Source organism: Synergistaceae bacterium, assembly GCA_031272035.1.
In the GTDB taxonomy this organism is placed as follows: Bacteria; Synergistota; Synergistia; order Synergistales; family Aminobacteriaceae; genus JAISSA01.
The window spans coordinates 1-13291 of record JAISUO010000004.1 but is presented as its reverse complement, the minus strand read 5'-3'; the positions used below and the strand labels follow the sequence as shown (position 1 = coordinate 13291).

Genomic DNA, 13291 nt, shown 5'->3' with positions numbered 1-13291 from the left:
AGCCTGAAACAGCCGGCGTTATTTTTCGTTCAGCACCGGCTGTTTCAAACCCTAAGCGGACATTTTCGCTGGTGACTTATCGTCTTTTAGGCGGACATTTTCCCTGACGCTTGACAGAGCAGAAATGGCATAACATAACCCCCTTTGTTGCTGATAAATTCTGAGAATTTAATGAATTATATCACGCGACGCATCATCAACACCAGCCTCCGTTTTTCTCCAACAAAAAAATATGCGCACAACCCGTCCAAAGGCTGTGCGCAGGACACGACACTGGTTATACCGTCACGCCGTCGCGGAAAATCGTGATTTCGCCGGAGAGCTTCTTCTCGTGGGCGACGCGCTCCCCTCCCGCCACGCGCAGAACGAGGTCCGCCAGGCGATCCGTCGCGGCCTCCCAGGTCTGCCCGCTCAAAAGCGTTCCCGCGTCGAAGTCGATCCAGTTCGGATGCTTCTCGGCCAGCGGGCTGTTGGTGGAGATTTTCACGCAGGGGACGACGCTTCCGAATGGCGTCCCCCGACCCGTTGTGAACAGGAGAATCTGAGCGCCGCTGGCCGTCAGGGCGGAGCAGGAGACAAGGTCGTTGCCGGGCGCGAAGGTGATCTGCACTCCGCCGCCGGGCTGAATGGGCTGGCCGTACTTCAGCACGTGGGTCACCGGCGCGTTTCCCGCCTTTTCCACAGCGCCCAGAGATTTTTCCTCAAGGGTCGTGATGCCGCCCCTGCGGTTGCCCGGCGCGGGGTTTTCGTAGATGGGCTGGCCGTAGCGGACAAAATAGTCGCGGAACCACCGTATCAGCCGGATGAAATCTTCGTGAACCTCCCGGCTCGCGATGCGCTCGGCGACCACGTCCTCGGCGCCGAACATCTCCGGTATCTCCGTGGCGACCACCGTGCCGCCGGACGCGGCCAGGCGGTTGGAGAAGCAGCCCACGAGGGGATTGGCGGTCAGGCCGCTGTAGCCGTCGCTGCCTCCGCACTTGACTCCCACGCACAGTTCCGACAGCGGGAAAGGCTCTCTTTTCCGGGGAGCGGCGTCGGCCAGTTCCTCCAGCAGGGGGACGACTTTCTCCTCTCCTTCGGTCTGGAGCACCAGCGAGCGAATCCGGGGATTCTCCCCCGTCCGCTCCAGCATCAGCGGAACCTGAAGATTTTCGCATCCCAGCCCCACCAGCAGCGCCCCCGCGGCGTTGGGATGCTGAGCCAGCCCCGCCAGCAGGTCCGCCGTCATGGCAAGGTCCCCTCCAAGCTGAGAGCAGCCGAAGGGATGCTCCAGCACCTTCACGTCGTCGATCCAGTCGGGTTTTTTCCACTCCCGAACCACCGCGCGCAGCTCACCGTTGACGCAGCCCACCAGCGGAATCAGCCAGAGGTCGTTGCGGACTCCGGGCCGGCCGTTGGGCCTCCGATAGCCGGGAAACGTCCCCGGAATGGGAGCGGCGTCGAGACGGGGCGGCTGGTGGGGCCGCCAGGCGGGAAGCTCCTGAGAGGGGTCCAGCCGGGTGGCGACGTTGTGTTCGTGAACGTGGTCCCCCGGCGCGATGTCGCGGGTCGCCACGCCGATGGGATGGCCGTACTTGATGATCAGGCCGCCCTTCGGAACGGCTGCGGACGCCACCTTGTGCCCTCCCGGCACGTCCCCTGAGAGAGTGACCTGCTGTCCGCCGGAACTCACCGTCTCGCCCTTTTTCCCCCCCTGAACGAGAACGAGGACATTGTCCCCGGCGTTCAGCCGAATAACGTTCGTCTCAGAAAAGCTCATGCAGCAGCGCCTCCTTTATTTTCACCGGCAGAGCCGGAAAGAAACTTTCAATCCGGTCCGCCGGGGACGTCCCCCGAATCTGCGAAAAATCTTTCAGCTCCAGCTCCCCCCCGGGAAGGGCCACGACCGCTCCCCCTCCGTAGAGCTCGCAGAGTTTGCCGATGGCCTCGGTCATTCGAGGCGGCAATTTTCCTTCTTTTGTGAAATAATCCACCAGAGTCGGACGCATACGCGTGTTCGCCTTGGCCACGGTGTTCAGCGCGATGGAGCGGAAGCTGTGCCCCAGCGCCGGATTTTTGAAGCGGGTCAGCACCTCGTCGGCGTAGGCGTGGGTTTCCGCGGAATCGTCGATGGCTCGGCAGATTTCGTCGTGCATCAGCTCCGACAGCCATTTCGCGTGCTCGGGATGGGAGGCGAAGGCGTCCACCTTCTCCACCCCCGCCAGCAGGGCCACGGGGACGGAAGAGGTGTGAGCGCCGTTGAGGATGCGGACCTTGCGGTCGTGATAAAAGTCCAGCCGGTCGGAGGTGACGATGACGTTGAGCCCGGCCCGGTCGAAGGGGAGCAGCTCCAGAATTTTCCTGTCTCCCTCGATCACCAGAAGATGAAACAGTTCCCCGCTGGTCAGATACGGGTCCGCCCGTCCGATACGGGCCTCGACGCGTTCTTTGGCGTCGGCGGGGTATCCCGGCACGATGCGGTCCACCAGCGTGTTGTAGAACGTGCAGCTTTCCAGATAGCTGTCGTAAACAGAACCGTAACCCAGCGACGTTCCGTAGAGTTTCAGGCAGTTTTTCAGCAGGTCGGCGCTGCGGTCGTTGAGCTCCATCGCCATGATGGAAAGCGGCGGCAGCTTCGCCTCCGCCCGGCGATTCAGGAGCAGAGCCAGCAGAGAGGGGAAATTGTGGGGCTCTTTTTTCTCCGGATCGTGAAAAATCCCCGCTTCCGTGGTGTTCGAGACCACCAGCCCGATGTCCTCCATCCCCGCCGCCAGATACGCCTCCAGCCCGCTCTCCGTCCAGGGGTCGATGCCCCTGCCGATCACGTCCACCCGATCCAGCGTTTCGACGTAACGGTCGCCCTCGTAACCGCGCAGCAGAACGTGATAGCTTCCCGCCGCCGCCAGTTCCCGAACCAGTCCGGTTCTGATCGGCTGAACCAGAATCGCCTCGTAGCGCTTCTCCGTCGCGTCCGTGATTTTTTGCAGCATCCAGTCGAAAAAGCAGCGCAGAAAGTTCCCCTCTCCAAATTGCAGGATCTTTGTGACTTTATCCTTTGTGACCTTATCCACTGACCTGTCCGCCCCCCTCGTCACGCGCCCCGCATTTTGAAGTACGCGGCCGCGTTGTCGTAACACACATCCCGCACGATTTTACCCAGCAAATCGTAGTCCTCCGGCAGCTCCCCCGCCTCCATCTCCGTTCCAAGTCTGGCGCAGAGCAGCCTTCGGAAATACTCGTGCCTCGGGTAGGAAAGGAAACTGCGGGAGTCGGTGAGCATCCCCACGAAACGGGAAAGAAGCCCGATACTGGCGAGGGCGGACATCTGCCGGTTTATGCCGTCCTTGTGGTCGTTGTGCCACCAGGCCGTCCCGAACTGCATTTTCCCCGGCGTCGCCCCGTCCATAAAGGAGCCGATGACGGAGGCGATCATCTCGTTGTCCTTCGGATTCACCACGTAGAGAATGGTGCGAGTCAGCTTTCCCGCGCTCTCCAGCCGGTCCAGCAGGGCCACCAGCGCGTCGGCGATGGGAAACTCGCCGATGGAGTCGTAACCCGTGTCCGGACCTCGCAGTTTGAAGGCGATGGAGCTGTTGCTGCGCTTCGCTCCGAAGTGAAGCTGCTGGGTCCAGTCCTGTTCGGCGTCCATTTTCAAAAACTCAAAGAGCAGAGCGGAACGGTATTTTTCCAGCTCCGCGCCGGCCAGCGGGGTCCGGCCGTCCCGCAGTTTTTTGAAGGCGTCTTCGATCTCCCTCGCCCCGTACTCCGCCGCCCAGGGCCGTTCGATGCCGTAGTCCGAAAGACGGCAGCCGCAGTCGTGGAAAAAGCGGTGCCGCGACCAGAGCGCGGACAAAAACTCGTCCCAGCTTCCGATCTTCGTCCCGGCGGCCTTTTCCAGGCTGTCCGTCCAGGCGTTGAAGGCGTTCGCGTCTCCGGCGAGGTTCAGCGCCCTGTCCGGCCGCCAGGCGGGGTGGACGGCCGTGCCCCAGTCCTCCTTCGAGAGGCGGAGGTGCATCGCCAGGTCGTCCGTGGGGTCGTCCGTGGTGCAGAGGACCTTCACGTTGCTGCGGCGGATGATCGAGCGCACGGAAAACTCCGGCGCCGCCAGTTTTTCGGCGCAGGCGTCGTATATCGCTCGGGCGCTCTTCGGAGAAAGCAGCTCACGAACGCCGAAATAGCGCTGTAATTCCAGGTGAGTCCAGTGATAGAGCGGATTGCCGACGGTTTGCGGGACGACCTCCGCCCAGGCCTCGAACCGCTCCCAATCCCCCGCCGCCTTCGGAATCCCCGAAACCAGCTCCTCCGGAACGCCGCAGGCCCGCATGGCCCGCCATTTGTAATGGTCGCCGTAAAGCCAGACCTGAGTGAGGTTCTCAAAACGGGTATCCTCGAGAATTTGCGCAATCGGCAGGTGCGAGTGATAGTCGAAAATGGGCATCGCCTTCGCGTACTCATGATAGAGCCGCTCCGCCGCGCCGTTGGGCAGCAGAAAATTTTCGTCGAGAAATGGCTTCATAGTAAACGATGTTCTCCTTACCTCAAAAGATTGGGTAAAAACATGCTGATTTCCGGGATGAACGTGACCAGAAGCAGCGCGATGATCATGCAGAAATAAAAGGGCAGCGTCGCTTTGACGACCCGCTCCATCGGCACGTGGGAAACGGCGGAGCCGATGAACAGCACGGTCCCCACCGGCGGCGTCAGAAGGCCGATTCCGCAGTTGAGCACAATGATGATGCCGAACTGAATGGGATGGATGCCGATCGACGTGGCCAGGGGAAGCAGAATCGGCGTGGCGATCAGGATAATGGGGGCCATGTCCATGATGCAGCCCAGCAACAGCAGAATCCCGTTGATCATCAAAGCCAGGAGAACGCGATTCGTCGTGACGCTGGTAATCGCCTTCGCCGCCAGCTCCGGCACGTGCAGAAGGGTGAGGCAGTAGCCGAAGACGCAGGACGTGGCGATCAGAATCAGCACGATGGAGAGCGTCTCCACGCAGTCCCCCAGAGCGCGCCAGAGGCCCTTCAGATCGAGACCCCGATAGATGAAGAGGCTGACAAAAAGGCTGTAGATAACGGCGATCGCCGCCGACTCCGTGGCGGTGAACCACCCGAACACGACGCCCAGAACCACGATAACCACCGCGGCCAGCGCCCAGAAGGACGCGAAAAACTGCTTTATAAAAGTGTTCAGATTGAATTTCGATCCTTTAGGATAATTGCGTTTCACCGAGATGATGTAAGACCCGATCATCAGCGAAATCGCCAGGACCGCCCCTGGAAGGTAGCCCGCAAGAAACAGGCTGCCCACCGAGATGCCCCCCGCCGTGGTGGCGTAGATCACCATGTTGTGGCTGGGCGGCACCAAAAGCCCCTCACAGGAGGACGTGATCGTAACCGCCGTGGAAAAATCGTCGTCGTAGCCCTGTTCGACCATCATAGGGATCAAAATGGAGCCCAAAGACGCGGTGTCGGCCGCCGCCGAGCCGGAGATCCCCCCGAAGAAGTACGAGGCGACGATGTTCACCATGGCCATGCCGCCGCGCATCCAGCCCACGAGGGAATCCGCAAGGGCGATGAGTTTTTCCGAAATGCCTCCCGACCCCATGAGGACCCCCATGGTTATGAAGAAGGGAACGGCCATCAGGCTGAAGGAATTGACTCCCTTCACCATCTGCTGACAGACGACGGAGACGGGTTTTTCCATGTACAACAGGCACAGAGCGGAGGAAATGCCAACCGCGTAAGCGATGGGAAAGCGCAGCAGAACCATGAGGAAAAAAGTGCCCAGCAGAATCAGGACAGCCATGTTTTCAGGATTCATTTCCCGTCCCCCTCCTTTATGAAAAAGGCCCCAATGTGGCGGCACAGAATCTCCGCCTCGAAGATTAGCATACAGGCCCCGGCCAGGGGAATGGGAAAGTACAGCCAAAATTTCGACAGTGCGGGCAGGCTTGTGTAAAAGCCCTTGCTGCCCAGGCCGGTGCAGTACTTCCATCCCACCGTGAGCATCATGACGGCGAACGCGATCACGGCCAGGTCGGCCGCCACATCCAGCGTCTGCACCAGCCTTACGGGCAGATATTTGTCCAGCGCGCTCATGCGGATGTGCGCGTTGCGCCTGAGAGCCATCGCCGCGCTGAGGACAGCCATGTAGATCATGCAGGTCAGCACGATTTCCTCGCTCCACGCCGGATCGGGAATGAAAGAGACGTACCGCCCCGCCACAGCCATCGAAGTGATCAGGATGTCGGCTATGAGCAGCAGCTTGCAGAGAAACATGACGATTTTCTGCGCGACGTCGAAAAAGGGTTTCGCGCGGTCGATTTTTTGAATGAGAGACGTCACTGCGTTTTCTCCTTTCGTGACTTGCCTTTGTCACTTGCTTTCGTCATTTGCTTTTATTACCTGTAAAAAAGGCGCGGAGCGGAACACACCGCTCCACGCCGTCTGTCAGAGGCTCTCGCAGGCCCGCGGGCTATTTTGCCATGTCGAGAATGGCCTGATACTCTTTTTCCATGCCTTTGGAGAACTGGACGATAATGTCCTTGCAGGCGTCCTGCCAGGGTTTCAGGTCCTTCACTTCGACGAACGTGACCCCTTTGGCCTTCAAATCTTCCTTGCACTCGTTCTCAATCTGAGCCGAAAGTTTGGCGTTGAAGTCACTGGCGTGTTTGCCGGCCTCCACGATGAATCCCTTCTGGGCGTCCGTCAGTTTTGCCCAGGCGCTGTCCGTGATCAGAACCTCGCCGCATCCCAGCGTGTGCCCGTCCAGAATCATAAAGGGCGCGACCTCGAAGAAGGAGTTGCTCCGGTAGTTGACGATGGGCTGTTCCGCGCCGTCCACCACCTTCGACGAAAGCGAAGAATAAAGCTCCGTGAACGACACCACCGTGGGGGACGCCTTGAGGCCCTTGACCATGCCGGTCATGATCGGGTCGTTGGACACCCGGAGCTTCGTTCCGGCCACGTCGGCGAGACCTTCGATCTTACGGTTGAAGAAGAAATGCCGGAACCCCTCCTCCACGTAAAAAAGCCCCTTTACGCCGAGTTTGAGCTCTGTGGCTTCGGCCAGCAGTTTCGCGCCGATGTCGCTGCGCGCCACCTTCCAGAAGTGCTCCCGCCCCGTGAAGGTGTAGGGCACGCTCAGGAGGGACATGAGCTTCGAGCCATAGCTGTTGAGACTGTAGGTGGCGATACGGGACATGTCCACCGTGCCGCCTCCGCCGAGCATGGTGTCGAGTACGTCGTTCTCGGAGCCCAGAACCCCGCTGAACTGAATGTCAATGACGACATCGCCTTTGGAGAGCTCCTCAACTTTTTCCTTGAAAGCCTGCGCCGTTTTCCCCATCAGAGAATCGGCCGGATTGACCTCCGCGTAGACCAGTCGAGTCGCCGCCTCCGCCATATTGCCCCACAGAGCAAAACCTGAAACGACAAAAAGCAGTAAATACGCAAGGCTTTTCCTTCTCATCTCAAACATCCTCCTTAAAAAAGTTTTTAGAGCCACAAAATGAACGACACCTGTTTTATTTTACTGTGACATACAAATTTATTGCAACCGAGAATTCAGGGCAATCTGTCCGGAACTTCAAAATAGATATACATGTCCGAAAATGGCTTGATATTGTCTCCCTGCGCTCTCATAATCAGGATAAATTCAGGCGGGAGGTGACGAAAAAAAATGCCGGCGACCGACAGCGCCGCTCTTTATGCGGCGTTCAAAGCGAGGGACGCCCGTTTCGACGGCCATTTTTTCGTGGGAGTATCTTCCACGGGAATATACTGCCGTCCCGTATGCCGGGCCAGACGGCCAAAGGAAAAAAACTGCGCTTTCTACCGTACCGCGGCGGAGGCTGAACAGGCCGGATACCGTCCCTGCCTGCTGTGCCGGCCGGAACTCGCCCCCGGCTCGTCGAGGACCGACGCCGTCGCCCTGCTGGCGCGCAGGGCCGCGAGGCTGCTGGAGGAAAACTGCGGAAGCGAAATGAATCTGAACGAACTGGCCGGGCGGCTTGGCTGTACGGACCGTCACCTGCGGCGCGTGTTCACGGCGGAGTTCCATGTATCTCCGGTGCAGTATCTTCAGACATGCAGGCTGCTGCTGGCAAAAAATCTGCTGACGGACACAAATCTGTCCATCCTTGAAATCGCGATGGCCGCCGGATTTGGCAGTTTGAGACGTTTTAACGACCTTTTCAAAAAGCGTTACCGTATGCCGCCCGGAACGCTGAGAAAAGGCCTGCCGGAGGAGAAGAGACAAAACGACGGCATCACCCTCGCTCTGGGCTGCCGCCCGCCCTATCGCTTCGAAGAACTGCTGAATTTCCTCGCCTCACGCGCCATAAAGGGCGTGGAGAACGTAAACGGCGGAGAGTACAGGCGAACCGTACAGCTGCTGAACGCGAACCGGAAACCGGTTTACGGCTGGCTGAAAGTGAGCCGCGCGCCTTCAAAAAACGCAAAAAACGATTTGAGCGTCACGGTGAGCGAAACCCTCCTGCCCGTGCTTCCGCAGGTGCTGGGCAGAGTCCGTCACCTGTTCGACCTTTACTGCGACCCCGCCGCGATCTGCGAAACGCTGAAGTCCATGAACGAAATCCGTCCGGGCCTTTGGACGCCGGGAATCCGTCTGCCCGGCTGTTTTGACGCCTTCGAGACGGCGGTACGGGCGATTTTGGGCCAGCAGATCACGGTTAAAGCGGCGGGGACCCTGACGGCGAGGCTGGTTCAGGCTTACGGCGCGCCCGTCCGGACGGGCATTGAGGGTTTGACCCACATTTTCCCCGCGCCGGAGACCGTTCTTGCGCTGGAGGGCCCGATTGAAACTCATCTCGGCCCGCTGGGCGTCATTGCGGCAAGAGCGGGCGCCATCCGCGACCTGGCGGGATTATTTGCGCGGGGAGAAATTGATTTGAGCCCCGGCTCCGACGTCGAGGCGGAAACGCGAAAGTTGACGGCTATCCCCGGCATCGGAAACTGGACGGCCCGATACATCGCCATGCGCGTCATGGGGTGGCCCGATATTTTTCTCGAAACGGACGCCGGCGTGAAAAAGGCGCTGGAGTCAAATTCGCCCGGACAACTGCTCGAACTGGCCGAACGCTGGCGGCCCTGGAGGAGCTATGCCACGATCAGCCTCTGGAACTCGCTGCAGCCGGAAAAAAAGAAAATTTAAAAAACAGGAGATTTGTGGGAGATTTGAAGGAGGATTAAAAATGAAAACGTTTTACTCGACAACCTGGCCGTCGCCGGCGGGTTTGCTCACTCTGGCCTGCGACGGCGATCACCTGGTCGGCCTGTGGCTGGAAGGACAGAAGTATTATGGACATTCCATCCCGGGAACCCCGTCGATGAAAGACGACCTGCCGGTTTTCAGCGACGCGAAAAAATGGCTGGACCGCTATTTTGCCGGAAAAAAGCCTGAGATTTCCGAACTGCCTCTGGCTCCCATCGGCGGAGAGTTTCGTCAGGGGGTATGGAGCATTTTGCGTGAAATTCCCTATGGCGAGGTGACCACCTATGGCCACATCGCCGGAAAAATGGCCGAGAAAATGCGAAAACGCAGCATGTCCGCCCAGGCGGTGGGCGGGGCCGTCGGTCACAATCCGATTTCCATCATTATCCCCTGCCACAGGGTCGTGGGCTCCAACGGCAGCCTGACGGGCTACGCGGGAGGCCTCGCCGTAAAGAGAAAACTCCTTGAGCTGGAAGGCGTCGATATGTCCCGCCTGTTCATTTTATGAAATTTATTTCAAAATACTAAAAAATACTAAAATGGAGTGTTTTATGGTATCTTATCCATACATTTTTACGCAGCCACATCTTTATGTACCCGAAAAGGGGGAGCCTGCATGGAAGATTCTATGAAAAACTGTATGGAAGATCTGGAAAAATACAAAACACGCGTCGAACAAATTGACAAAACAGTATCCGATGATTTGGGCACATTTACGGAAATGGCGCTGGACATTGCCGCGCATCCGGAGCTGGGCGGGGAGGAAGTTCGAACGAGCGCCATGCTGACGGAGGCCCTGAGAACCCGGGGCTGGGAGGTGGAGTTTCCATACATGGGCCTTCCAACCGCCTTCTGCGCCCGACGGAAGCGGGTGAAGGCCGGAGAGCGGGCTCCGGTGGCGACCCTGATGGCCGAGTATGACGCTCTGCCGGAGGTGGGCCACGCCTGCGGACACAACCTGAACGGGGTCATGTCCCTGCTGGGGGGAATGGCGCTGGCCGACGCGCTGGAAAAAAGCGGCGATTCGCCCTGGGAGGTCCGCGTGGTGGGGACGCCGGCGGAGGAAACCAACGGTGCCAAGGTCGAAATGTCGGAAAAAGGGGCGTTCGACGACGTGGATTTCGCCCTGATGGCCCACGCCGCGGCCGGACTGACGAAGCCCCTGTACCGGACCCTGGCCCTGGCTCCTCTGGAGTTCGATTTCAAAGGGCGCTCCTCTCACGCCGCCAGCGCGCCCTGGGAGGGGCTCAACGCTCTGAACGGCCTGCAGCTGTTTTTTCACGCGCTGGATATGCTGCGTCAGCACGTCCGGCCGGAGACCCGAATTCACGGAATCATTTCAAAGGGGGGAGAGGCCCCGAACGTGGTGCCGGACTTTGCTCAGGGGCGGTTCTATTTCCGCTCTCCCAGCCGCAGCTATCTGGAAAAAATTCTGGAGAAGGTCTACGACTGCGCCCGTGGAGCGGCGCTCTGCACGGGGACGGAAGTGACCTGGAGAAGCCACGAGGTCGGCTTTTACGAGATCCTGCCCAACCCCGAAGTGGAGCTGCTGACGATGAAAACGCTGGATGAGATGAAAATTCCGTATTCCAGAGAACCTTACGCCGGAGGCTCCACCGACGTGGGAAACGTCAGCTGGCGATGCCCCGCCCTGCACCTGGGGCTTTCCTTCAGCGAGAAGGAGATTGCGGGGCACACGAGGGAATTTGCGGCCATGGCCTCCGACCGGCGACTGGTGGAGCCCGGCATCGAAAAAGGCGCAAAACTCCTGGCCCGTCTCGGTCTGAAGGTCCTTATCGACCCCCGCCTTCGGGAGCAGATAAAAGAAAGTTTTGAAAGAGCGAAAAAAGCGTAAAGTGTAATAAACGCATTGAAAGAAAAAACAATGAAAGAAAAAACGTAAAGACAGCACAGGCATCTCGAAAAACAATTCTGAGAAACAACTTTATGGAAGGGAAGTGTGTGTCAAATGGCGGAAGTTGCAGTAAAGAAGAAAATTAAAGTTCCGCATACCTACGTCATACTGTTTACGTTTATTCTTCTGGCGGCAATAGGGAGCTACGTGCTTCCCCCCGGGGTGTACGACAGGGCGAAGGACGAGCGCACGGGAAGAACGCTGGTCAACGCGGAGTCCTTCCACAGCGTGGAGCGAACGCCGGTAACGCCTTTCCAGCTCTTCAACGCCGTCCCCACCGGGATGGTGAAGGCCGCGGAAATCTCCTTCTTCATCTTTATCTGCGGCGGCGTGTTCATGATGCTCCAGTCCACGGGGGCCATCGACGCTGGTCTGAGCCGGGCCATTGTGGCCGTCAAAGGCAAGGAAAACCTGATGATTCCTGTGGTCATGCTTCTCTTTTCCATTATGGGGGCCACCATGGGAATGTCGGAGGAGGTGATGGTCTTCGTCCCCATTGGCGTGGCGCTGGCCCGGGCCGTGGGATACGACGACATCGTCGGCATGGCCATGCTTCAGATGGGGGCCGCCATAGGTTTTTCGGGAGGAATCGCCAACCCCTTTACGGTGGGCGTCGCCCAGACCATCGCGGAACTGCCCCTCTTCTCCGGCTGGCAGTTTAGAATCATCGGACATATTTTGCTCTATATCTCCGCTGTGGCCTACACCCTTCACTATGCCAAAAAGGTCAGGGCCGATCCTACGAAAAGCTATGTGTACGGGCTGGCGAAGCAGGAGGGCGACGAGCGGTCGCTGGACAACATCGTTTTCACCACGCGGCACGCCATTGTGCTGGTGATCATCGTCGGGTTCCTGGGTTACATGCTGTACGGCGTGATGAAGCTGGACTACTACATTATGGAGCTGGCGACGGTGTTTCTGGCCATGGGAATCATCGGCGGGCTTGTGGGAGGCGTGGCCCCCAGCGAACTGGCGCGAACCTTTGTCAGAGGCTGCGGCGACATCGCCTTCGGCGCGCTGGCGGTTGGGGTTTCCCGCGCCATTCTCGTCACTTTGGAGAACGGCCACATCATCGACACCATCATCCATTCCCTGGCCGCGCTGGTGGCCTCGGTGCCCCGCGGACTGTCCGCCATAGCGATGTTCCTGGTGCAGTCGGTCATCAACTTCTTCATCCCCTCCGGCTCCGGACAGGCGGCGACCACGATGCCGATCATGACGCCTTTGGCCGACCTCATCGGTCTCACCCGTCAGACGGCGGTAATGGCGTTCCACTACGGCGACGGCTTCTCCAACTCCATTATCCCCACCTCGGCGTCGATGATGGGCGTACTCGCAATGGCCAAGCTGCCCTACGAAAAGTGGGTCAAGTTCGTATGGCCCCTCATGGTGATCTGGACGCTTATCGGCTGCGTCATGTGCTACGTCGCGGCCGTGATCGAACTTGGGCCCTTCTAGTCGTCAGGCCGTTTTCGCAGAATTTACAATGGATATTCTGATCAGAGGAGGCGCCTTCTTCAGCATGACGGAAAAGGAAGAAGGGCCTTCTCCGGCTTCAATCGCCATAAAAAACGGCAGAGTCGCGGCGATTCTGCCGGCCGACGCGCAGGTGGAAGCGGATTTCATCTTCGACGCGGCGGGGCTCTGGGTGGTTCCGGGGTTCGTGGACCTTCACATGCACGACGAAAATTTCGCGGACCCCGACACGGTTCAGCATTGCCTGATCCGGCAGGGCGTCACCACCGCTGTCGCCGGCAACTGCGGAAGCGGACCGCTGTTCGGAAAAGCCGCCGCCGCCCGCCCCCATCCCTGGCTGCATCTGTCGTACCTGGTGGGCAACTGCGCCGGGCTGCGGGAGGAGGTTGGACGCGCCGACAGGTACTCGGCGGCCACCCCCGAAGAAATTGACAAAATGCGCGGCCTTCTTCGCGAAGGGCTCCGGCAGGGCGCAAGGGGGCTTTCACTGGGGCTGGAGTACGCTCCCGGCGCTTCCTTCGAGGAAATCAGCGCTCTGGCGGGCGTCGTCGCGGAGTTTGGGGACCGGATCGTCACCGTTCACATCCGTTACGACGACGATCGGTGCATTGACGCCGTGAAGGAGGCCATTCGCCTCTCCAGGGAAAATAAAGTGAGGGTCGAGGTGTCGCATCTGGG

Annotated in this window: 11 protein-coding genes; 5 read left to right on the top strand and 6 right to left on the bottom strand. The window is 59.2% G+C overall.

The genetic code is table 11. From position 1 onward, the window contains the following. Window positions 1–277 precede the first annotated feature (277 nt). The 6 genes from LBR61_00420 to LBR61_00395 form a co-directional block, all read right to left on the bottom strand. Complete coding sequence (locus LBR61_00420; GenBank protein ID MDR1730536.1) at window positions 278–1762, bottom strand: altronate dehydratase family protein; 1485 nt, start codon at window positions 1760–1762, stop codon at window positions 278–280. Continuing rightward, entirely contained in the window at window positions 1749–3053 is a 1305-nt protein-coding gene (locus LBR61_00415) for a hypothetical protein (protein ID MDR1730535.1), read from the bottom strand. Before LBR61_00415 ends, LBR61_00420 begins: the two co-directional genes overlap by 14 nt. A 20-nt stretch (window positions 3054–3073) precedes the next feature. Next, window positions 3074–4498, bottom strand: coding sequence for a glucuronate isomerase (uxaC, locus tag LBR61_00410; GenBank protein MDR1730534.1), 1425 nt, complete (start codon window positions 4496–4498; stop codon window positions 3074–3076). 17 nt (window positions 4499–4515) lie between these two features. Next, window positions 4516–5808, bottom strand: coding sequence for a TRAP transporter large permease (locus tag LBR61_00405; protein MDR1730533.1), 1293 nt, complete (start codon window positions 5806–5808; stop codon window positions 4516–4518). Beyond that, a complete protein-coding gene (locus LBR61_00400) occupies window positions 5805–6332 on the bottom strand; it encodes a TRAP transporter small permease (protein MDR1730532.1) in 528 nt (175 codons plus the stop codon). The genes LBR61_00405 and LBR61_00400 overlap by 4 nt, the downstream gene beginning before the upstream one ends. Window positions 6333–6462: 130 nt before the next feature. After that, window positions 6463–7458 (bottom strand): TRAP transporter substrate-binding protein, encoded by a 996-nt coding sequence (locus LBR61_00395; GenBank protein ID MDR1730531.1) that lies wholly within the window; start codon window positions 7456–7458, stop codon window positions 6463–6465. Between the two features lie 210 nt (window positions 7459–7668). On the opposite strand from LBR61_00395, the gene LBR61_00390 reads away from it, so the two are divergent. The 5 genes from LBR61_00390 to LBR61_00370 all read left to right on the top strand — a co-directional run. After that, window positions 7669–9162 (top strand): helix-turn-helix domain-containing protein, encoded by a 1494-nt coding sequence (locus tag LBR61_00390; GenBank protein ID MDR1730530.1) that lies wholly within the window; start codon window positions 7669–7671, stop codon window positions 9160–9162. A 40-nt stretch (window positions 9163–9202) separates the two neighbouring features. Continuing rightward, on the top strand, window positions 9203–9730 hold the full coding sequence (locus LBR61_00385; GenBank protein MDR1730529.1) for a methylated-DNA--[protein]-cysteine S-methyltransferase: 528 nt from the start codon (window positions 9203–9205) through the stop codon (window positions 9728–9730). A 108-nt stretch (window positions 9731–9838) separates the two neighbouring features. Continuing rightward, window positions 9839–11077 (top strand): M20 family metallopeptidase, encoded by a 1239-nt coding sequence (locus LBR61_00380; GenBank protein MDR1730528.1) that lies wholly within the window; start codon window positions 9839–9841, stop codon window positions 11075–11077. A gap of 114 nt (window positions 11078–11191) precedes the next feature. Further along, window positions 11192–12595 (top strand): AbgT family transporter, encoded by a 1404-nt coding sequence (locus tag LBR61_00375; GenBank protein MDR1730527.1) that lies wholly within the window; start codon window positions 11192–11194, stop codon window positions 12593–12595. A 28-nt stretch (window positions 12596–12623) separates the two neighbouring features. Then, window positions 12624–13291: amidohydrolase family protein (locus tag LBR61_00370; protein ID MDR1730526.1), on the top strand; the 668-nt coding region annotated here is incomplete at its 3' end.

Bases quoted from the DNA above. Each gene is read 5' to 3' on its own strand.
- LBR61_00420 (MDR1730536.1), bottom strand. From the start codon at position 1,762: ATGAGCTTTTCTGAGACGAACGTTATTCGGCTGAACGCCGGGGACAAT.
- uxaC (MDR1730534.1), bottom strand. From the start codon at position 4,498: ATGAAGCCATTTCTCGACGAAAATTTTCTGCTGCCCAACGGCGCGGCG.
- LBR61_00405 (MDR1730533.1), bottom strand. From the start codon at position 5,808: ATGAATCCTGAAAACATGGCTGTCCTGATTCTGCTGGGCACTTTTTTC.
- LBR61_00395 (MDR1730531.1), bottom strand. From the start codon at position 7,458: ATGAGAAGGAAAAGCCTTGCGTATTTACTGCTTTTTGTCGTTTCAGGT.
- LBR61_00390 (MDR1730530.1), top strand. From the start codon at position 7,669: ATGCCGGCGACCGACAGCGCCGCTCTTTATGCGGCGTTCAAAGCGAGG.
- LBR61_00385 (MDR1730529.1), top strand. From the start codon at position 9,203: ATGAAAACGTTTTACTCGACAACCTGGCCGTCGCCGGCGGGTTTGCTC.
- LBR61_00380 (MDR1730528.1), top strand. From the start codon at position 9,839: ATGGAAGATTCTATGAAAAACTGTATGGAAGATCTGGAAAAATACAAA.
- LBR61_00375 (MDR1730527.1), top strand. From the start codon at position 11,192: ATGGCGGAAGTTGCAGTAAAGAAGAAAATTAAAGTTCCGCATACCTAC.